This is a genomic window from Janthinobacterium sp. Ant5-2-1, from assembly GCF_001445815.1.
GTDB classification, from domain to species: Bacteria; Pseudomonadota; Gammaproteobacteria; order Burkholderiales; family Burkholderiaceae_D; genus Janthinobacterium; species Janthinobacterium lividum_E.
Genome location: NZ_LNCE01000055.1, coordinates 26,384 through 46,050, shown reverse-complemented (window position 1 = coordinate 46,050; position 19,667 = coordinate 26,384). Strand labels below are relative to the sequence as shown.

Here is a 19,667-nt window from a genome sequence, read left to right as displayed (position 1 = left end):
TTGTCAGGTGTCATTTACAGGAGCGCAGTTCCTGCTCTTCGAACTGCTTCGTGATCTCGGCCAGCCGCGTGCGCGTGACGGCGTCGAGGTCGCGGAACTGGTAAGCGAATTGCTTGCTGGCGCTGTAACGGGGCGCGACGCGGGCGCTGTGCACGCCCTGTTTGTTGAGCGATGCCAGCTGGCTTTGCGCGCTCGTTTCCGACTTGAACACACCCAGTGAAATGCCCCAGCGCAGCGGGCTGCTTTCGTTCATGATGAAGTAATTCGTCACGCCCAGCTGCTTCAATTCGCCAGCCTTGCGGTCGGCGCCTTCCTTGCTGCCCTGCGGCGGGATGTACACCATATAGCTGGAAATATCCTGGCCGGCCACGTTGCGGCGCGACTGGCGGTCGCCCAGGTTCAGCGCGGCCACTTGCGCTTCGAAGCGGCGGCCGTCGGCCAGCAGGAAATTGCCCACTTCCGTGCACGCATACGATGGCGGCGCCGCTGGTGCGGCGGCTGCTGGTGTCGCGCCTTCGGCGGCCGGCGGCGCGGCAGACGCCGTGGCCTGCTCCTGCGTCAGCAAGGCGAGCTTGCCCGCCTGCAGCTGGTTTTTCAGGCGCGCCGGTTCGCGCGTCTCGGTGCGAAAACTGCCCAGATAACCCTGGCCGATGGCCAGTACCAGCAGGTTGACGCCGGCCAGCAGCCAGAAGACGAATTTCAGCATACGTGGTTTCCTTGTGTTCCTGCGGCCCCGGCGCGCGCGGCGGCCTGCAGGCCGATCATGACGATATTATCGACCAGGTGCAGCGGCACCGCCAGCGCCAGTGCCGGCGCGATGCGCGGCGCGGCGCCGCCCGACAGCAGGCAGGCGCTGGCGCCGTGCATGCGCACGGCCCGTTCGATGGCGCCCGCCTGGGCCGCCAGGCAGCCCGAAAGGATGGCGTCGTCCGTGTTGTCGGCAAAGCCAGCCGGCAGGGCGGCGCCGCTGGCGATTTGCGGCAGCTGCGCCGTGTTGCGCGCCAGCGAACTGGCCATCAATCCCAGTCCCGGCAAGATCATCCCGCCGAGGAAAACGCCATCGGCCGTGATGGCGTCGATGGTGGTGGCGGTGCCGCAATTGGCGACGATGACGGGCAGGCCCGGCGCCAGCGCCTGCGCGCCGATGGCGGCGGCAAAGCGGTCGCAGCCCAGCTGCGACGGCGCACGGTAGCCATTCGTCAGGCCCGCCAGCTGCGGCAGCGAGACAAAGTCGCGGGCAACGACCGGCAGCATGGCGCGCAGGCGCGTGCCGATGACGGCGCCTGCCACGTTCGACAGCAGTGCTTCATGGATAGCGAGTGGCGCCCACTGCGCGGCCAGGGTGTCGATCTGCGCATGCGCGACGGCGCCGCTGGCCAACCAGCCGCCGGCGGCACTATCTGGGGCCACGAGTGCCCATTTGATGCGCGTATTGCCGGCGTCGATCAGCAGCAGCATGCGCTTACTCCCCCAGCAGGCGCAAGGACACGTCGCCGGACATGACTTCCTGCAGGCCGCCATCGGTGCGCAGCAGCAGGCGGCCCAGGTGATCCACGCCGGCCGCCACGCCTTGCTGCAGCAGCTGGCCGTTGTCGAGGATTTTCACGTGCTGGCCCTGCCAGGCGTGCAGTGCATTCCAGCGCTCCGTGAACGGCGCAAAGCCTGTGTCGTCGAATTCGGCCAGCACGCCGGCCAGGCGGCTCAAGAGGGCCGCCACCAGGGTATTGCGTTCCATCTGCGCCAGCCAGGGCACGGCGGAAACGCTGCGACCGATCTGCCGTTCCAGCGCATCGGGCATCAGCAGATTGATGCCGCAGCCGATCACGGCCCACACGGCGCCATCGGCCGCCTGCTGCGTCTCGACGAGGATGCCGGCCAGTTTATGGCCATCCTTGAGCATATCGTTCGGCCATTTCAGTTGCACCGGCACGCCCAGCGAGGACATGGTTTCGGCCAGCGCCACGCCGACGGCCAGCGGCAATCCCACCAGCTGATGCAGCGGTCCCTTGAAGCGCCAGGCCAGCGAGAACATCAGGCTGGCGTCCGCTTGCGACACCCATGGCCGTCCGGCGCGCCCCCGTCCGGCCGTCTGCTGGCCGGCGATGCGCAGGGTGGGGCCGGCCAGGGTGGCGCAGCGCGCCAGCAGGTCGGCGTTGGTCGATCCCGTTTCGTCGACCACCTCTATGCATACGTGGGCGGCGCCCGTGGCGCAATGGGCGGCGATGGCCGCGCTGTTCAAGTCTGAGTGCTTCGTCATGGTAATTGGATCAGTTGCGCGCCTTGTGCGGCGCATTCGCGAAGGCCCGGTCGTACACGGCATTGGGCAGCGCGCGCAGCAGCTTGGCGACGACGCCCATCTGCCACGGGATCACGCGGTAGCTGTCGCCATCGGCGATGGCGCGCGCGGCCCGCGCGGCGAATTTTTCGGCCGGCATCAAAAAGGGCATGCGGTAGGCGTTGTGGCGCGTCATCGGCGTGTCGATGTAGCCGGGCGTGATGGTGACGACCTTGATGCCCGCAGGTTTCAATTCCAGGCGCAGCGATTCGCAGTAGCTGATGACGGCCGCCTTCGAGGCGCTGTAGGCTTCGGCGCCGGGCAGGCCGCGGATGCCGGCCACGCTGCCGATGCCCACCAGCCGTCCGCTGCCCTGGCTTTTCATGGTGGCGATGAAAGGCGCAAAGGTGGCGACGGTGGCCGTGACGTTGATGGCGATCAGGCGCGCGAAAGCGTCGAGGTCTTCCGCGTGCTCGCTCAAGGTGCCGTAGGACACGCCGGCGCTGGCGATGACGACGTCGATGCCGCCGGCATGGGCGATGAAGTCGCCGGCCGCGCTTTTCAGGGCGGCGTGGTCGCACACATCGACTGCGTAGGCGCGGTGGCGTTCAGGGTGGGGCAGGGAGGCGATCAGTTGCTGCAGCGTGTCGCCGCGGCGGGCCAGCAAGCCCAATTGGGCGCCCTGGCGCGCGTACTGCAGCGCCAGGGCTTCGCCCAGTCCGCTCGACGCGCCCGTGATGAAAATGCGATGCATCAGGCGATGCCCGGGCGCGCCAGGGAAGTGGCCATGCTTATTTCTTTTCCGCTTTGGCTTTCGCGACCAGCACGTCCATCACGGTGAGCGCCTGGGCGTTCAGCTGCTCTTCGTTCTTGGCCGACTTGCTGCCCTGATCGGCTTGCGAAGGCGACGTGATGTAGCGGCCGTCGATGGCGATCATGGGCCAGAACGTCACGTTATAGCCCTGCATCATGGCGTCCGCACGGCGCACGCGGGCCGAGATGCCCATGGAACGGTAGGTGTCGATGAATTTCTGGCGGTCCACGCCCTGCTTGACGACAAAGTCGAAGACGGCGTCGTCGGTGTTCAGGCGGTTGCGTTCCACGTGCATGGCGTGGAAGACGCTGGTGTGCAGCTTGTCGACCAGGCCCATGGCTTGCAGGGTGAAGAACAATCGCTGCTGCGGCGCCACGCTCTCATCGCGCGACACGTGCACGCGCTTGAAGACGATGTTGTCCCCCTGTTTTTTGACCCAGGCCGCCAGCTGCGGTTCGAGCACGTTGCAATGCGGGCAGTAATAGGCGAAGAATTCGGTCACTTCGATTTTCTTGCCCGATTCCGTCGCCTGCGGCGTGGCCAGGGTTTCGTACTCGACGCCATTTTTCGGGTCGGCCGGCGAGGCCGATGCGCCCATGGCGGCCGTGCACAGTGCGGCGGCGATCAGGATGTTCTTCAGAAAACGCATGCTGGTTCCTTATTTTTGGTTGCGGACGACGGCGACGTCGATGCCGTTTTCAGACAGTTTGGTGCGTGCGCGGTTCATCGCTTCGAGCTGGTTGAAAGGCCCGACTCGTACGCGGTGCAGCACGCCGGCATCGGTGCTGCGGTCGCTGATGGCCGCTTCGAAGCCGAGCAGCGCCAGTTTGCCGCGTGTGCTTTCGGCGTCCGACATGTCATGGAAGGCGCCAGCCTGCAGATAATAAATCCATTTGTCGCTGGCTGCATCGGCCTTGGCCTCTTTCACGTCGGCCTTCGCTTGCGGCGCTGGTGCTGCCGCCGGCGTTTTCGGCGCCGGCTTGTCTTTCAACGTACCGATCAATTCCTGCAGCGCGTCCGGCGGCGGTGCCTTCGGCTGCTGCGCTGGAGCGGGTGCGGGCGCCGGTGCGGCTGGCTGCGTTGGCGTGACGATCTCGCGCGGCTCCTTGGAGAAGTCGCGCGCCGCTTCCTTGGCCGCTTCCTTGTTGCCGTACATCGGCTTGTTCGGGTCGGCGATCTGGCCGGCCGTCGGTTCGGCCGATTTGCCGGCCTTGCCCGACTTGTCGGTGAACGGCGAGGCGCCCTTGGTGATCACCAGGGCGACCACCACGGCGATGCCCAGGCCGATGACCAGGCCGATGATGATGCCGACCAGGGTGTTGCCCTGCTGGCGCCGGGTCGAAGAGAAGCGGGAAGCGTGATTCATTGACTGTTTGACCTTCGCGATTACATTTTGTTTGGCGCGGACACGCCGATCAGTGCCAGGCCGTTGCGCAATACCTGGCGCGCGGCGATGACGAGGGCCAGGCGGGCCATCTTGACGGCTTCGTCCTCGACCAGCACTTTTTCGGCGAAGTAGAAGCTGTGCAGGTTGGCGGCCAGGTCGCGCAGGTAGAAGGCGACTTGATGCGGTCCCAGTTCCGCTTGCGCGCGCGCCAGCATTTCCGGGTAGGCGGCCAGGGTCGCCAGCAAGGTCGCTTCGGTCGGCGCCGTCAGTGGGGAAAGGTCGACGTTGGCGACCGCGCTTTCATCGCCGCCCCAGTTTTCCAGGATGCGGCAGATGCGCGCATGCGCGTACTGCACGTAATAGACGGGGTTTTCATCGGTGGTTTTCAGCGCCACGTCGACGTCGAAGACGAATTCCGTGTCGGCCTTGCGCGAGATCAGGAAGAAACGCACGGCGTCGCGGCCCTTGGCGATGTCGCCGCCGCCCGACCATTCGATCAGGTCGCGCACGGTCACGTAGGAGCCGGCGCGCTTCGAGATCTTGACCTCTTCGCCGTCCTTCATGACGGTGACCATCTTGTGCAGCACGTAGTCGGGGTAGCCTTGCGGGATGCCCATGTCGACCGCCTGCAGGCCGGCGCGCACGCGCGCGATGGTGCCATGGTGGTCGCTGCCCTGGATATTGATGGCCTGCACGAAGCCGCGCTGCCATTTCACCAGGTGGTACGCCACGTCCGGCACGAAATACGTGTAGGTGCCGTCCGTCTTGCGCATCACGCGGTCTTTGTCGTCGCCGAAGTCGGTGGTGCGCAGCCACAGCGCGCCATCCTGCTCGTAGGTGTGGCCCGCTTTGATCAATGTTTCCACGGCGCTATTAACCTTGCCGTCCGCGTACAGCGACGATTCCAGGTAGTAATTGTCGAACTTCACGCCGAACGCCTGCAAGTCGATGTCCTGCTCGTTGCGCAGGTAGGTGACGGCGAACGGGCGGATCGAATCGATGTCTTCCACGTTGCCGTTGGCCGACGCAGGCTGGCCATCGCTGGCCGAGACGGTCTTGCCTGCCTTGAAGTCGTTGGCGATATCGGCGATGTAGTCGCCGTTGTAGGCCGACTCGGGCCATTCAGCGTCGCCGGGCTTGAAGCCGCGCGCGCGCGCCTGCACGGAATTGGCCAGGGTCTGGATCTGCACGCCCGCATCGTTATAGTAGAACTCGCGCGTCACTTGGTAGCCTTGCGCGTCGAACAGCGAGGACAGCGCGTCGCCCAGTGCCGCCTGGCGGCCGTGGCCCACGTGCAGCGGGCCGGTCGGGTTGGCCGAGACGAATTCCAGGATGACTTGCTTGCCGGCACCTGCCGTGCTGCGGCCATAGCTGTCGGCCTCGCCCAGGATGGTTTTCACCACGGCCTGCTTGGCGGCGGCGGAGACGCGCACGTTGATGAAGCCGGGACCGGCGATTTCCACTGCCTCGACCAGGCCCTTGCCGGCCGGATTGGCCAGCACGGCCGTCACGATGGTTTGCGCCAGTTCGCGCGGATTCTGTTTCAGCTGCTTGGCCAGTTGCATGGCGATATTGCAGGCGACGTCGCCATGCGATGCATCGCGTGGTCGCTCGAGCACCACGGTAGGCTCAAGCGTAGTGCCGGCCAGGACGGGAGCGAGGGCGGCCTGGAACAGGGCGATGATTTCTTGTTTCTGTTGGGCGAGCATGAGCAGGATGGCGGTGGAACCGCGTTAAGAATGAATAGAATGAATCAAAAAGCAAAACGGACGGCTAGTACACAAGCCGCCCAGACTGCGTTAATTATACTGGTTTGCCGCCGGGAACAATACGCCAGCCGGCAGTGTTCCCGTGCCGGCGTGTTTCACGATATTATCAGGACAGCATGCCCATGTTGGTGCGCGAAAACATCAGCATGGCGCATTCTGCTTGTATATATGCAGTTTTTTGCCGCAATTTACATGTATCGCTGCAATCGCTTGGGCCAGAGGGCGCCACAAACGCTACAATCGACCCTTTATTGATGACGCGCGGCCGCGACTTTGCCTCCATGCAGCCCGCCGCGCGCAGCCACACCGGATAACTATGAACAAGCGCCCCACGCTGAAATTGAAAACCAAGCCGGCGCCAGGCCAGGCTCCTGCCGCCCCGAAATTGCGTCCCAGCTACCATCCCGACCTGAAACCGGTCCTGCAGCCAGGTTTCCAACCCGATTTGCGCGCCGACTCGCTGGCGTTTTGCCTGCTGGGCGCGGCCAATGCCGTAGCGCAAGTACGCACGGGCACGGCCCTGCCGCAGGCGCTGGCCAAGGTGTTTACGCAATCGAACGCCAGCCCGCAGGCGCGCGGAGCCATCCAGGATATTTCCTACCGTACCATGCGCCAGCTGGGCCGCAGCGAAACCCTGGTCGGCCTGATGACGTCGAAGGCGCCCGAGCCGCCGATGCTCGCCGCCCTGCTGTGCTGCGCGCTGTCCCTGATGTCGGCCGAGCCGGGCGAGCAGCCGTATGAGGAATTCACGGTGGTCGACCAGGCCGTCACGGTCGCCACCTCGCACCCTGACCTGGCGCACGCCAAGGGCATGGTGAATGCCGTCTTGCGTCGTTTCTTGCGCGAGCGCAAGTCCTTGCTGGAAGCGGCCCTGCAGCAACCGTTGGCGCAATGGAATTATCCGCAGTGGTGGATCGACTCGCTGCGCCTGGCCTATCCGCGCGATTGGCAAGCCATTTTGACGGCTGGCAATGCCGTGCCGCCATTGACCCTGCGCGTAAATCGCCGCAAGAGCACGGTGGAAGCGTATCTGGCCGTGCTGCAGGAAGCGGGCATTGCCGCGCGCCAGGTGGGGCCGTTCGCCGTGCGCCTGGACAAGCCGATCGGCGTGGCCTTGATCCCCGGCTTCGAGCAGGGCGTCGTTTCCGTGCAGGATGCAGGCGCGCAATTGGCCGCACCGCTGCTGGACTTGCAGGACGGCATGCGCGTGCTGGACGCCTGCGCGGCGCCGGGCGGCAAGACGTGCCACATCCTGGAACTGGCCGACGTGCAAGTGACCGCCATCGACGCGGACGCCAAACGCTTGCCGCGCATCGCGGAAAACCTCGAGCGCCTAGGCCTGGACGCTACCTTGAAGGCGCAGGATGCGCAATCGAGCGCGTGGTGGGACGGCCAGCAGTACGACCGCATCCTGGCCGACGTGCCGTGCACGGCCTCGGGCATCGTGCGCCGCCATCCCGACATTCGCTGGCTGCGCCGCAAGGGTGACGCGTTCCAACTTGCAACACTTTCATCCAAAATTCTTGACAACCTGTGGCAGATGCTGCGCCCCGATGGTAAATTGCTGTTCGTGACATGTTCATTGTGGCCGCAGGAGTCCGAGGCACAGGCGGCGGCATTTGCGGTGCGCAATAATGCCACCCGATTGACAGCGCCTGGCCAGCTGTTGCCGACTGGCAGCGCGGAGCAGGACCATGACGGTTTGTTCTATGCGCTCTTCCAAAAAAATGCGGCTTGAGCGATTCGTCGAATCTTATCCTACGGACTACACCGGCACACTTGTGACAACACGACTCTTCCGACTCCTGGCCCTGCTGCTGATGCTGGCATGTACCATGCCACGCGCGCATGCCGCGGACATGGTCGAGATCACCCGCGCCTACATCGAGTCGAGCGAAGAGGGTTACAAGCTGGCCGCCACGTATTCCTTCGAGCTCAATCACGACCTCGATGATGCCGTGCAGCATGGCGTGCCCCTGTTTTTCACGACGGAAATCGAACTGACCCGGCCCCGCTGGTACTGGTTCGATGAAAAGGCCATCGTGGCGCGCCAGACCAGCCGGCTGTCGTACAACGTGCTCACGCGCCAGTATCATGTGTCGGGCGGCGGCTTGCAGCAAAGCTTTGCCACGCTCGACGATGCGCTGTTCCTGATCCGCCGCCCCAGCCGCTGGCTGGTGGCGCGACGCGGCGAACTGAAAGTGGGGCAGACGTATAACGTCACCTTGCGCATGGGCATGGACCGCGACTACCTGCCCAAGCCGATACAGGTCAATGCCTTCAATAACAGCGACTGGCGCCTGGCTTCGAATAAAAAAACCTTCTTGTATACGGCGGAGTAGTGAGTCAAGCATTGCGCTATCTGCTGGTGGTGGGCGGCGGCATTGTCAGTATCCTGCTGTTCCTGCTGGCGTCGGCTTCCGATAATTCCGGCTTTTTCGACCGTTACTACACCTGGCTGCTGGGCTTGAACGCGGCCGTGGCCGTGTCCCTGCTGGCGCTGGTGGGCATTTCCCTTGGCCGTTTATACGCGCGCTACAAGAGCGGCAAGTTCGGCTCCAAGCTGATGACGCGCCTGGTGATGCTGTTCGCCGCCGTCGGCATCTTGCCCGGCCTCGTGATTTTTCTTGTTTCCGTGCAATTCGTCTCCCACTCCATCGAATCCTGGTTCAACGTCAAGATCGAAGCGGCGCTGGAATCGGGGATTGAGCTGGGCCGTGCCGGCCTCGATGCGGCCTTGGTCGAGCTCGATCACCGGGGCCGCAAGGCCGTCGATGAACTGGGTGCCGACCCGGTGGCTGGTCCGGCTGTGTTGACCAGCCTGCTGCGCGAAGAGGGCATGCAAAATGTTATGCTCGTCAGCGGCGACGGCGTGCTGCTGGCCAGCGCCGGGCCGCACAGCGCGGCCGACTTGCCGACGCCGGCCATGCTGGTGCAGGCGGCCTTGCCGGCCGGCTATGCCTCCGCCGAAGGGGGCCTGGAATTGCACGACGATGGCACGGAATCGGGCGGCGGCGGCTTCCGCGCGGGTACGCCCGCATCGCTGGAAACGGCGGCCAGCCTGCGCCTGCGCGTGCTGGTTGCCGTGCCGGGACCTTCCGTGTCGCCCCGCTACCTGCAACTGCTGCAGGCCGTGCCGCCCAAGCTGGCGACGAATGGCGAAGTGCTGCGCGCCGCCTACAGTGAATACAAGGAACGTTTCGTCGCGCGCGTGGGTCTGCGCAAGATGTACATGGAAATTCTCACCCTGACCTTGCTGCTGGCCATCTTTGGCGCCATCGGCAGCGCTTTCCTGATCGCGGGGAACCTGGCCCAGCCCCTGCTGCTGCTGGCCGAAGGCACGCGCGCCGTGGCCGAGGGCGATTTGTCGCCGCGCCCCATCGTCGCTACCAAGGATGAACTGGGCACCCTGACACAGTCGTTCAACATCATGACGCGCCAGCTGCTCGATGCGCGCACGGCCGTGGAAAGCAACCGCGCCGCGCTGCAAAACGCCAAGGCCCACCTGGAATCGGTGCTGGCGAACATGTCGGCCGGCGTGATGGTGCTCGATGGCGATTTTAAACTGGTCACCTGCAACGAGTCCGTCGAGCGCATCTTGCAACACTCCGGCATGAGCATGGTGGGCCAGCCGCTGGTCCAAATTGCTGGAATGGAAGAGTTTGGCGGCGCCATCATCAGCGCCTTCACGGCGCAAAGCGCGCAGTCGGCATCGGGCCGCAACCAGCAGCGCCTGCACTGGCAGCGGCAAATCGAGATTCCCCGCCGCCTGGGCAGCAGTGCCGACGAGCATGACATTACCTTGCTGGCGCGCGGCTCGCGCCTGCCGCTGGAGTCCGGCAGCGGCTACATCGTCGTCTTCGATGATATTTCCGACGTGATTTCCGCGCAGCGTTCGATCGCCTGGGGCGAGGTGGCGCGCCGCCTGGCGCATGAAATCAAGAATCCGCTCACGCCGATCCAGCTGTCGGCCGAGCGCCTGCAGATGAAGCTGGAAGGCAAGCTGGAGCAGCCGGACGCCGACCTGCTCAGCCGCGCCACCACCACCATCGTCAAGCAGGTTGATGCGATGAAGCGCATGGTCGACGACTTCCGCGACTATGCGCGCACGCCGCCGGCCGTGCTCGTGCCGCTGCGCTTGAACGAGCTGATCGAAGAGATACTGAACCTGTACCTGCGAGGCGACGATGGCGACATCATCCACCCGCTGCTGGCGCCGAATCTGCCGATGGTGATGGGCGATCCGACCCAGTTGCGCCAGGTGATTCATAACCTGCTGCAGAACGCGCAGGACGCCATGGCCGACCTGCCGCCGGACTCGCCGCATCCGCGGATTGACGTAAGGACGGAAGCAATTCATTATCGCAGTGCGGACGGCGGCGTGAATATCGCCGTGCGGCTGGCCATCACGGACAATGGTCCTGGTTTTGCACCAAAAATCCTGGCGCGCGCCTTCGAGCCGTATGTGACCTCGAAGGCCCGCGGCACGGGATTGGGCCTGGCGATGGTAAAGAAAATTATCGATGAACACGGCGGACGCATCGATATCGAGAACCGGGTCGACGGCAGTGGCGCTTCGGTGGTCATTTTGCTGTTAAAGTTAGCTCCCGACACTCCTGCCCAGGAATTCCTGGCGTGAGGGTCTGGTTTAGTATTTAAAACACTAATAAAATCATAGCTGTCCGCCGTGTACATCTTGTGCGCGTCGGCCGGCGAAATGAGGAAGGCAAGACACGAATGGCAAACATACTCGTAGTGGATGATGAAATGGGTATCCGTGAGTTGCTCTCGGAAATTTTGGGCGACGAAGGACATGCTATCCAGCTGGCCGAAAATGCGCAGCAGGCGCGCGAAGCGCGTGCCGCCGGTGCGCCGGATCTGGTATTGCTGGATATCTGGATGCCCGACACCGATGGCGTCACCCTGCTCAAGGAGTGGCAGCGCGATGGCTTGCTGACCATGCCGGTGATCATGATGTCGGGCCACGCCACCATCGATACGGCGGTCGAGGCGACGCGCATCGGCGCCATGAACTTCCTGGAAAAACCGATTGCCCTGCAAAAACTGCTGAAGGCAGTCCAGCAAGGCTTGACGCGGGCCCAGGAAACCGTGCGCGCGCCGAGCGTGGCGCCGCGTCCCGTGGCGCCCGTGGTGGCCGAAGAAAGCAGCCACCCCGTGCCCAGCTTTGGCGGCAGTGCGCCGCAACAGCTGATGGTACGCCCAGGCATCGCCGTACCGGCGGTAGCCGAAGGCCATGGCTACAACCTGTCGTTCGACTTGCCGCTGCGCGAAGCGCGTGATGCGTTCGAGCGCATGTATTTCGAACACCACCTGGGCCGCGAAGGCGGCAGCATGACCCGCGTGGCGGAAAAAACAGGCCTGGAACGCACCCATTTGTACCGCAAGCTGAAACAGCTGGGCGTGGAACCGGGCAAGCTGGCCAAGAAAGGCCTGTGACGTCAGGCGTACGGCGTCCGACGCCGCTGACCCTGGTCAGCGGCGGTCGCGCCGCCGAGCGCGAGGCGGCCATCGCGCAAGCCTTGCAGCCTGCCGAAACGACCGCCGTGATCCTCGAGGGACTCGCTGACGGCAACGCCATCCTGGCCGACCTGGCCGAACAAATTTCCCCTTCCTCATCGTTTCCATTGCAACTGTTGCGCATCGCCCCCGGTTGCCTGTGCTGCAGCGGCAATCTCGTATTGCGTGTAACATTAAATCGTCTGCTGCGCCATCCACCCGCGCGCCTGTTCATCAGCCTGGCCGACGCCTCGCACATCGAACAGCTGCGCACCTGGCTGACCGCCAGTCCCTACGATGTCCTGCTGGCGCTGGAACCGGACTTGCTTGTTTCCTCAACGTAGCTTCCTGATCGTCTTACCGCAGTCGCAGTTTGCATCTCGTTACAACTCTGTAGCCCGCAGGGTGGCATTGCCGCTTGAAATGGCGGCGTGGGAACCCCACCTCTGTCCTGAAACCGCAAGAGTTTCTCTTGCTTGAGCGAAGGATGCAAAATGAACCTGATCTATAACAGCGAACAATATAGCGTCGTGGAATTCGGCGTCGATGGCGACCTGGAAGCCCTGCGCTTTGGCGGCTATGAAATCGTCGACAAGGGGGGCAAGCGGGAAACGTTTATCGCCGGCATCCTTGCGCAAAACTTTCGTCGCGACGTCACCGAGTTGATCGCCAGCGAACCGAGCATGGAAGAGATCGATGAATTCTTGGGCAGCTACGATTCCCTCATGAGCCAGCCCGTCCTGTTGCACTGATCGGATGGCTATCGCCACCATACCAATCCGCCAGGCGGCGTGGTATGGTGGCCGTGTTATCCAGCTGCAAACAGACCATGTGCCAACTTCTCGGAATGAATTGCAATGTCCCTACGGACATTGTCTTTAGTTTTACCGGCTTCGCCATGCGCGGCGGCCATACCGATACCCACCATGACGGCTGGGGCATCGCATTTTTCGAGGGCGCCGGCGTGCGCCATTTCGTCGACCACCAGGCGGCCATCGCCTCGCCCGTGGCCGAACTGATCAAACGCTACCCGATCAAGTCGCGCAATGTCATCGCGCATATCCGCAAGGCCACGCAAGGCCAGGTGGCGCTGGAAAACTGCCACCCCTTCGTGCGCGAACTGTGGGGCCGCTACTGGGTCTTTGCCCACAACGGCGATTTGAAGGATTTCAACCCCGTGCTGACGGGCAGTTACCGTCCCGTCGGCTGCACCGACAGCGAACGGGCTTTCTGCTACCTGCTGCAGGAATTGCACGCGCGCTTTGGCGACGCCGCGCCGGCCTTGTCGCAACTGCATGCCGCCCTGGCGCAGTTGTTGCCCAGCATTGCCGCCCACGGCACGTTCAACATGATGCTGTCGAGCGGCGAGGCGCTGTTTGCCCATTGCTCGACCAGCTTGCACTATCTGGTGCGACAACATCCGTTCCCAACTGCTAAACTCTCCGATGAAGACCTGAGCGTGGACTTTTCCCAGGTGACGACGCCCCAGGACAGAGTGGCCGTGATCGTTACCCAGCCGCTGACGACGAATGAGCAATGGACGGCGTTTGCGCCCGGCGAATTGAAATTATTTGTCGACGGGATAGTACAAGACACGCCAGTGGCCTAATTTGTTGACGACAATAAACTGGATTGCTGCCAAAATACCCACAGCGCGGGCGGAATTCAGCTAAAGTATTGTCAATAGTGAACCTTGATGCGGGCGCGGCGCGGCCGGTGTCACTCGACGTGATTGATGAAGAGTTAATGATCGATATTTCCAGCAACGACATCACCCCGAAACCCTTGCGCGTGCGCGAGTTCTATCTGGGTCGACAACCTATCCTCGACCGCAACCAGGCCCTGTTCGGCTATGAGTTGCTATTCCGCAACGCTCCGGTCGGCCCCGCCAACATTACCAGCGACCTGTCCGCCACGGCGTCCGTGATCGCCCACGCTTCCCAACTGGGCATGGAAAAGGTCATCGGCGACGCGCTCGGTTTCGTCAACGTCGATGCCGACGTGATCATGAGCGACATCTTCGTCTTCCTGCCGCGCGAAAAAGTGGTGCTGGAAATCGTCGAATCGATGCCCGTGACGCCGGAAGTGCGCGCGCGCATCAGCGAACTGGTGGGCCATGGCTTCACCTTCGCGCTGGAAAACGTCGTGTCCGACACGGCGCAAGTGCAGGAACTGTTGCCGCTGGTGCAATACGTCAAGATGGACATGAGCACGGTCGACCCGAAAGTGCTGGCGGCGCTGGCGCCCCGTTTCAAGCAGGAAAACAAGAAACTGGTGGCGGAAAAGGTCGAGACGCGCGAAGAATTCAAGTCGGGCCTGGACCTGGGCTTCGATTACTTCCAGGGTTATTACTTTGCCAAGCCCGCCATCATGACGGGCAAGAAGCTGTCGCCGTCGCAACTGGCTGTCATGGAACTGATGACCTTGGTGACGTCGGACGCCGACAACATGGATATCGAGCGCGCCATCAAGCGCGACGTGTCCTTGGCCCTGAACCTGCTGCGCCTGGTCAATACGCCGGCCGTGGGCGCGCGTCAGCGCATCGATTCGCTGAGCCAGGCCGTCACCGTGCTGGGCCGCCGCCAATTGCAGCGCTGGCTGCAAATCATGCTGTACGCGGAGCCAAGCAAGCGCGGCCATAGCATGACGCCGCTGCTGATGCTGGCCACCACGCGTGGCCGTTTGCTGGAATTGCTCGCGCATAAACTGCGCCCGAACCACGCCCACTCGGCCGATATCGCCTTTACGGTCGGCATCATGTCCCTGATGGATACCCTGTTCGGCGTGCCGATGTCGGAAATCCTCAGCCAGATCGAAGTGATCGACGAAGTGGCTGAAGCGCTGCTGTCGCGCGAAGGTTTCTATGGCGACCTGCTGCGCCTGGCCGAATGCATCGAGCGCATCGAAGACATGGAAGGCGAGATCGTGCCGACCTTGCGCGACCTGGCCATGTCGCCGGACGACCTGGTGGAGCTGGAAATGGCCGCATACGAATGGAGCGATAACGTCGTCCGCTACGCACTGTAGGTCGGATTAGCGCGGCCGCCAGGCCCCGCGTAATCCGACAACATTGTTGGCGATGACTGTGGGGGTGTCGGATTACGCGCAAGCGCTAATCCAACCTACCGACCCGTCAAAAAACAGCCCTGCACGGCGACGCCGTAGCAGGGCTTTTTTACGCCGCTACGCTGCCGCGCCCGGCCAGTGCTTGTGCAGTTCGGGGTCGGTGCGCAATTCCCACAGGGCCAGCACGACGACGGCGATACCGACGAGCAGCTCGTTCCACATGACGACGGGCTGATCGGCCAGCCGCAGTACCCACGGCGAGGCGGCGACCCAGACGCCGACGAGCAGGTTGACGACGACGGCCCAGAAATAGGTCTTGTACAGGTCGAAGGCGGCCAGCACGGCGATCACCAGGCCCGAGACAATGGCGTTCATCATCTGCGGCGAGCCTTGGGGATAGGAAAAGGCCCAGGGCGAGACGACCAGCCATAAGCCCAGCAACAGGATCACCTGATCCTGCCAGCGTTTCAGTTTGAAATTGGTTGCCATATATCCTCCTTGCCAATTGAGAACGGGCCGGAGCGGGCATGCAGCATGCCGGCCGGCATACTGCGTTAGTGCGCTGCGGCGCGCGAAAAGTTCCGCGCGCCGCAGGTCAAGGCGATGGTGTTACGACAGGTTCGGCGCCAGCCAGCGTTCCACGTCCTCAATGTTGACGTTACGACGCTTGGCCATGTCTTCCACCTGGTCCATGCCGATCTTGCCGACGACGAAGTATTTCGACTCCGGGTGAGCAAAATAAAAGCCGGACACGGCCGCGCCCGGGAACATGGCGTACGATTCCGTCAGCTGCATGCCGATTTCCTCGGCCTGCATGACGTCGAACATCTCTTTCTTGACGGTATGCTCGGGGCAGGCCGGGTAGCCGGGCGCCGGGCGGATGCCGACATACTTTTCGGCGATCATGTCGTCGTTGCCCAGGTGCTCGTCCGGCACATAGCCCCACAAATCCTTGCGCACGCGCTCGTGCAGGTATTCGGCAAAGGCCTCGGCCAGGCGGTCCGCCAGCGATTTCAACATGATGGACGAGTAATCGTCGTGCGCATCCTCGAAGCGTTTTTCGTATTTTTCGATACCCAGGCCGGACGTGACGGCAAACATGCCGATGTAATCCTTCACGCCTGATGCCTTCGGCGCAATGAAGTCGGCCAGGCACTGGTTCGGCCGTTGCACGCCATCGACCACGGGTTTCACGCCTTGCTGGCGCATGCCGTAGTAGGTGAACGCCACGGTACTGCGCGTATCGTCCGTGTACACCTCGATATCGTCGTCATTGATGCTGTTGGCCGGCAGCAAGGAGACGACGCCATTGGCCGTCAGCCAGCGTCCGTCGATGAGTTTTTTCAGCAAGGCCTGGCCTTCCGCGTACACCTTGGTGGCCGCGTCGCCCACCACTTCATCCGTCAAAATGGCGGGGAAGGGGCCAGCCAGGTCCCAGGTCTGGAAGAACGGACCCCAGTCGATGTAATTGGCCAGGGTAGCCAGGTCCACGTTCTTGAACACGCGACGGCCGATGAACTTCGGTTTCACGGGCGTGCAGGCGCCGTCGAACGGCACGACCATCCTGTTGGCGCGCGCTTGCGCCAAAGGCAGGATGGGCAGGGCCTTCTTGTTGGCGTGCTGCTCGCGGATGCGCGCGTAATCGGTTTCGATGTCTTCCACGTACTTGTCGCGCTGCTCCGGCGTCAAGAGCGACTGCGCCACGGACACGGAACGCGACGCGTCCGGCACGTAGATCACGGGGCCTTCATAGTTGTGCGCGATTTTCACGGCCGTGTGGGCGCGGCTGGTGGTGGCGCCGCCGATCAGCAGGGGAATCTTGAGCATGCGGAAGTGTTCGTCGCGCTGCATTTCCTTGGCGACATAGGCCATTTCTTCCAGCGACGGCGTGATCAGGCCCGACAGACCGATGATGTCGGCGTTTTCCACCTTGGCGCGGGCGAGGATTTCCGAGCACGGCACCATCACGCCCATGTTCACCACTTCGAAGTTATTGCATTGCAGAACAACGGTAACGATGTTCTTGCCGATGTCATGCACGTCGCCTTTGACGGTCGCCATGATGATCTTGCCTTTCGGCTTGGCGACGATGCCCGTGCGCTTTTCTTCCAGCAGCTTTTCTTCCTCGATGAACGGAATCAGGTGGGCCACGGCCTGCTTCATCACGCGCGCCGATTTCACCACTTGCGGCAGGAACATCTTGCCTTGGCCAAACAGGTCGCCGACCACGTCCATGCCGGCCATCAAGGGGCCTTCGATCACATGGATGGGACGTCCGCCATTGTGCAGCAGTTCCTGGCGCGCTTCTTCCGTGTCTTCCACGATGAATTGCGTGATGCCGTGCACCAGCGCGTGCGACAGGCGCGCCTGTACCGTGCCTTCGCGCCAGGCCAGGGTTTGCGCTTCGGCCTTGCCGCCCGCCTTCAAGGTGCCGGCAAACTCGATCATGCGCTCGGTCGAGTCTTCGCGGCGGTTCAGCACCACGTCTTCCACGCGCTCGCGCAGTTCCGGGTCGAGATTGTCGTATACGCCCACCATGCCGGCGTTGACGATGCCCATGGTCATGCCGGCCTTGATGGCGTGGTACAGGAAGACGGTATGGATGGCTTCACGGGCTGGATCGTTGCCGCGGAAACTGAAGGACACGTTCGACACGCCGCCCGAGATCTTCGCGTACGGCAAGTTTTCCTTGATCCAGCGCGTGGCGTTGATGAAGTCGACGGCGTAGTTGTTGTGCTCTTCGATGCCGGTGGCGACGGCAAAGATGTTCGGGTCGAAAATGATGTCTTCGGGCGGGAAGTCCAGCGCATCGATCAGCAGGTGATACGCGCGAGCGCAAATTTCGATCTTGCGCTCGAAGGTGTCGGCCTGGCCCTTTTCATCGAAAGCCATGACGATGACGGCCGCGCCGTAGCGGCGGCACAGTTTCGCCTGGCGCAGGAATTCCTCTTCGCCTTCCTTCATGGAAATCGAATTGACGATGGCCTTGCCCTGCACGCATTTGAGGCCCGCTTCGATGACGGACCATTTCGACGAGTCGACCATGATGGGCACGCGTGAAATATCGGGTTCCGAGGCGATCAGGTTCAAAAAGCGCGTCATGGCGGCCAGCGAGTCGAGCATCGCTTCGTCCATGTTGATGTCGATCACTTGCGCGCCGTTTTCCACTTGCTGGCGCGCCACGGAGAGCGCTTCGTCGTATTGCTCGTTCAGGATCATGCGCGCGAACGCCTTCGAGCCAGTGACGTTGGTGCGCTCGCCCACGTTGACGAACAGCGACTCGTCATTGACGACGAACGGTTCCAGGCCCGCCAGGCGCAAGTCGTGCGACGGGGCCGGCACCGTGCGCGGCGTGTTTTTCGACAGCAATTGGCCGATGGCGGCGATGTGCTCGGGTGTGGTGCCGCAGCAGCCGCCCGCCATGTTCAAAAAGCCCGCGTCGGCGAATTCGCGCAGCAGGGCCGACGTATCGGCTGGCAACTCATCGAAGCCCGTGTCGCTCATGGGATTGGGCAAGCCCGCGTTCGGGTAGATGCACACGAAAGTGTCGGCGATCTTGGCCAGCTCTTCCGCATACGGGCGCATCAGGGCCGCGCCCAGCGCGCAGTTCAGGCCGATCGTCAGCGGTTTCGCGTGGCGCACGGAATTCCAGAAGGCGGGCACGGTCTGGCCCGACAGGATGCGTCCCGAGGCGTCCGTGACGGTGCCGGAAATCATCAACGGCAGGCGCACGACGGTCGGGTTTTGCTCGTAGAACAGGTCGATGGCGAACAGGGCCGCCTTGCAGTTCAAGGTATCGAAAATGGTTTCCACCAGCAGCACGTCGGCGCCGCCTTCCACCAGGCCCTGCGTCTGCTGCAGGTAGGCGGCCACCAGCTGGTCGAAACTGACGTTGCGCGCGGCCGGGTCGTTCACGTCGGGCGAGATCGACGCCGTCTTCGGCGTGGGCCCGAGGGCGCCGGCGACGAAGCGCGGCTTGTCCGGCGTGGAATATTTATCGCAGGCGGCGCGCGCCAGCTTGGCGGCCTGCACGTTCATTTCATAGGCCAGGTGGGCCATGTGGTAATCGTCTTGCGCGATCGTCGTGGCGCCGAAGGTATTCGTTTCGATCAGGTCGGCGCCGGCCGCCAGGTAGCGCTCGTGGATTTCCTGGATGATATGCGGCTGCGTCAGGGTCAGCAGCTCATTGTTGCCCTTGACGAACAGTTCGCGCGCGCCGCTGTCGGCCGGCGCGGTGAAATCGATGAAGCGGCCGGCGGGACCGCCACGGTAGGCTTCTTCGTCGAGCTTGTACTGCTGGATGATCGTGCCCATGGCGCCGTCGAGGATCATGATCCGCTGCGCCAGGATGGCGCGCAAGGTGGCTTCGGTCGGGGACATGGCGGGGATCACGGTATCGTTCATTTCATGCTTTCAATAGGCAAACGGGCGGCGGCGCGGCGACAAGACTGTACGAGGCGGTTGCGGATCAGCAGGATCAGCTGACGGAGTGTGCCGGCCGGATAGGGCAGGCAGAAGGTGGCAATCGCCTGATTTCACCGGGTCTAAAATTATACGGCATCAGGCTGCTTTGGTTTTAAGCAAAAGCGGCCGATCACCCCACGGCTGGCCTTCTTGCAACACATCGCCTCGCGCCACGTTTGCATCTGAAAATTACATTCCTGAAAATCTTACTCAAAACGTTAATTCTTCCGCCAAAATTGGCAGGAATGCATGTCGTCTAGGCTGTGGAAAAATTTCCACATTATTTGCGCCAGGTCAGAATCTTTTTAATGAATTGAATGGCAATAGCTGCAAAGGAAAATAATTTTGATTTAGGACAATGCAGAGTGAAGTGAA

Annotated in this window: 17 protein-coding genes; 8 read left to right on the top strand and 9 right to left on the bottom strand. The window is 62.7% G+C overall.

Annotated features, from left to right (window positions below):
* Window positions 1-10: 10 nt before the first annotated feature.
* From ASN89_RS18215 to argS, 7 genes are read right to left on the bottom strand one after another with little or no spacing between them, the layout of a single operon-like run.
* Window positions 11-706: an SPOR domain-containing protein gene (locus ASN89_RS18215; protein ID WP_058050256.1), complete on the bottom strand. Its 696-nt coding sequence runs from the start codon at window positions 704-706 to the stop codon at window positions 11-13.
* Window positions 700-1,458, bottom strand: coding sequence for a type III pantothenate kinase (locus tag ASN89_RS18210; RefSeq protein WP_058050255.1), 759 nt, complete (start codon window positions 1,456-1,458; stop codon window positions 700-702). The genes ASN89_RS18215 and ASN89_RS18210 overlap by 7 nt, the downstream gene beginning before the upstream one ends.
* A gap of 4 nt (window positions 1,459-1,462) precedes the next feature.
* Entirely contained in the window at window positions 1,463-2,257 is a 795-nt protein-coding gene (locus tag ASN89_RS18205) for a biotin--[acetyl-CoA-carboxylase] ligase (protein ID WP_058050254.1), read from the bottom strand.
* 10 nt (window positions 2,258-2,267) lie between these two features.
* On the bottom strand, window positions 2,268-3,029 hold the full coding sequence (locus tag ASN89_RS18200; protein WP_046683479.1) for an SDR family oxidoreductase: 762 nt from the start codon (window positions 3,027-3,029) through the stop codon (window positions 2,268-2,270).
* 37 nt (window positions 3,030-3,066) lie between these two features.
* Window positions 3,067-3,738 carry a thiol:disulfide interchange protein DsbA/DsbL gene (locus ASN89_RS18195; RefSeq protein WP_058050253.1) on the bottom strand — a complete coding sequence of 224 codons (672 nt, stop codon included), beginning with the start codon at window positions 3,736-3,738 and terminating at the stop codon, window positions 3,067-3,069.
* Between the two features lie 9 nt (window positions 3,739-3,747).
* The gene (locus ASN89_RS18190) at window positions 3,748-4,455 is read right to left on the bottom strand and encodes an SPOR domain-containing protein (RefSeq protein WP_046683477.1); all 708 of its coding nucleotides are present in this window, start codon (window positions 4,453-4,455) and stop codon (window positions 3,748-3,750) included.
* Between the two features lie 20 nt (window positions 4,456-4,475).
* Entirely contained in the window at window positions 4,476-6,185 is a 1,710-nt protein-coding gene (gene argS / locus ASN89_RS18185; protein ID WP_046683476.1) for an arginine--tRNA ligase, read from the bottom strand.
* Between the two features lie 376 nt (window positions 6,186-6,561).
* Between argS and rsmB the strand changes: the two genes are divergently transcribed.
* The 8 genes from rsmB to ASN89_RS18145 all read left to right on the top strand — a co-directional run bounded on the left by rsmB (window position 6,562) and on the right by ASN89_RS18145 (window position 14,789).
* Window positions 6,562-7,983, top strand: a complete 1,422-nt coding sequence (gene rsmB / locus ASN89_RS18180; protein WP_058050252.1) for a 16S rRNA (cytosine(967)-C(5))-methyltransferase RsmB — start codon at window positions 6,562-6,564, stop codon at window positions 7,981-7,983.
* A gap of 97 nt (window positions 7,984-8,080) precedes the next feature.
* On the top strand, window positions 8,081-8,587 hold the full coding sequence (locus tag ASN89_RS18175; RefSeq protein WP_235194189.1) for a DUF4390 domain-containing protein: 507 nt from the start codon (window positions 8,081-8,083) through the stop codon (window positions 8,585-8,587).
* Window positions 8,587-10,884, top strand: a complete 2,298-nt coding sequence (locus tag ASN89_RS18170) for a sensor histidine kinase (protein ID WP_046683473.1) — start codon at window positions 8,587-8,589, stop codon at window positions 10,882-10,884. The genes ASN89_RS18175 and ASN89_RS18170 overlap by 1 nt, the downstream gene beginning before the upstream one ends.
* A 98-nt stretch (window positions 10,885-10,982) precedes the next feature.
* On the top strand, window positions 10,983-11,702 hold the full coding sequence (locus ASN89_RS18165; protein ID WP_034749318.1) for a response regulator: 720 nt from the start codon (window positions 10,983-10,985) through the stop codon (window positions 11,700-11,702).
* Window positions 11,699-12,106: a hypothetical protein gene (locus ASN89_RS18160; protein ID WP_058050251.1), complete on the top strand. Its 408-nt coding sequence runs from the start codon at window positions 11,699-11,701 to the stop codon at window positions 12,104-12,106. The genes ASN89_RS18165 and ASN89_RS18160 overlap by 4 nt, the downstream gene beginning before the upstream one ends.
* A gap of 150 nt (window positions 12,107-12,256) precedes the next feature.
* Window positions 12,257-12,514, top strand: a complete 258-nt coding sequence (locus ASN89_RS18155) for a DUF3567 domain-containing protein (RefSeq protein WP_034749313.1) — start codon at window positions 12,257-12,259, stop codon at window positions 12,512-12,514.
* Between the two features lie 77 nt (window positions 12,515-12,591).
* Window positions 12,592-13,371: a class II glutamine amidotransferase gene (locus tag ASN89_RS18150; protein ID WP_082654636.1), complete on the top strand. Its 780-nt coding sequence runs from the start codon at window positions 12,592-12,594 to the stop codon at window positions 13,369-13,371.
* A 137-nt stretch (window positions 13,372-13,508) separates the two neighbouring features.
* Window positions 13,509-14,789, top strand: coding sequence for an EAL and HDOD domain-containing protein (locus ASN89_RS18145; RefSeq protein WP_035824533.1), 1,281 nt, complete (start codon window positions 13,509-13,511; stop codon window positions 14,787-14,789).
* Between the two features lie 156 nt (window positions 14,790-14,945).
* On the opposite strand, the gene ASN89_RS18140 is transcribed toward ASN89_RS18145, so the two are convergent.
* Both ASN89_RS18140 and metH read right to left on the bottom strand, forming a co-directional pair.
* Window positions 14,946-15,317 carry an SPW repeat protein gene (locus ASN89_RS18140; protein ID WP_046683470.1) on the bottom strand — a complete coding sequence of 124 codons (372 nt, stop codon included), beginning with the start codon at window positions 15,315-15,317 and terminating at the stop codon, window positions 14,946-14,948.
* A gap of 120 nt (window positions 15,318-15,437) precedes the next feature.
* Window positions 15,438-19,232 (bottom strand): methionine synthase, encoded by a 3,795-nt coding sequence (gene metH / locus ASN89_RS18135; protein WP_200969073.1) that lies wholly within the window; start codon window positions 19,230-19,232, stop codon window positions 15,438-15,440.
* Between the last annotated feature and the right edge of the window lie 435 nt (window positions 19,233-19,667).

Excerpts from the sequence above, each read along its gene's own strand:
- ASN89_RS18215 (WP_058050256.1), bottom strand. The coding sequence starts at position 706 with ATGCTGAAATTCGTCTTCTGGCTGCTGGCCGGCGTCAACCTGCTGGTA.
- ASN89_RS18210 (WP_058050255.1), bottom strand. The coding sequence starts at position 1,458 with ATGCTGCTGCTGATCGACGCCGGCAATACGCGCATCAAATGGGCACTC.
- ASN89_RS18205 (WP_058050254.1), bottom strand. The coding sequence starts at position 2,257 with ATGACGAAGCACTCAGACTTGAACAGCGCGGCCATCGCCGCCCATTGC.
- ASN89_RS18200 (WP_046683479.1), bottom strand. The coding sequence starts at position 3,029 with ATGCATCGCATTTTCATCACGGGCGCGTCGAGCGGACTGGGCGAAGCC.
- ASN89_RS18195 (WP_058050253.1), bottom strand. The coding sequence starts at position 3,738 with ATGCGTTTTCTGAAGAACATCCTGATCGCCGCCGCACTGTGCACGGCC.
- ASN89_RS18190 (WP_046683477.1), bottom strand. The coding sequence starts at position 4,455 with ATGAATCACGCTTCCCGCTTCTCTTCGACCCGGCGCCAGCAGGGCAAC.
- argS (WP_046683476.1), bottom strand. The coding sequence starts at position 6,185 with ATGCTCGCCCAACAGAAACAAGAAATCATCGCCCTGTTCCAGGCCGCC.
- rsmB (WP_058050252.1), top strand. The coding sequence starts at position 6,562 with ATGAACAAGCGCCCCACGCTGAAATTGAAAACCAAGCCGGCGCCAGGC.
- ASN89_RS18175 (WP_235194189.1), top strand. The coding sequence starts at position 8,081 with ATGCCACGCGCGCATGCCGCGGACATGGTCGAGATCACCCGCGCCTAC.
- ASN89_RS18165 (WP_034749318.1), top strand. The coding sequence starts at position 10,983 with ATGGCAAACATACTCGTAGTGGATGATGAAATGGGTATCCGTGAGTTG.
- ASN89_RS18155 (WP_034749313.1), top strand. The coding sequence starts at position 12,257 with ATGAACCTGATCTATAACAGCGAACAATATAGCGTCGTGGAATTCGGC.
- ASN89_RS18150 (WP_082654636.1), top strand. The coding sequence starts at position 12,592 with ATGTGCCAACTTCTCGGAATGAATTGCAATGTCCCTACGGACATTGTC.
- ASN89_RS18145 (WP_035824533.1), top strand. The coding sequence starts at position 13,509 with ATGATCGATATTTCCAGCAACGACATCACCCCGAAACCCTTGCGCGTG.
- ASN89_RS18140 (WP_046683470.1), bottom strand. The coding sequence starts at position 15,317 with ATGGCAACCAATTTCAAACTGAAACGCTGGCAGGATCAGGTGATCCTG.
- metH (WP_200969073.1), bottom strand. The coding sequence starts at position 19,232 with ATGAACGATACCGTGATCCCCGCCATGTCCCCGACCGAAGCCACCTTG.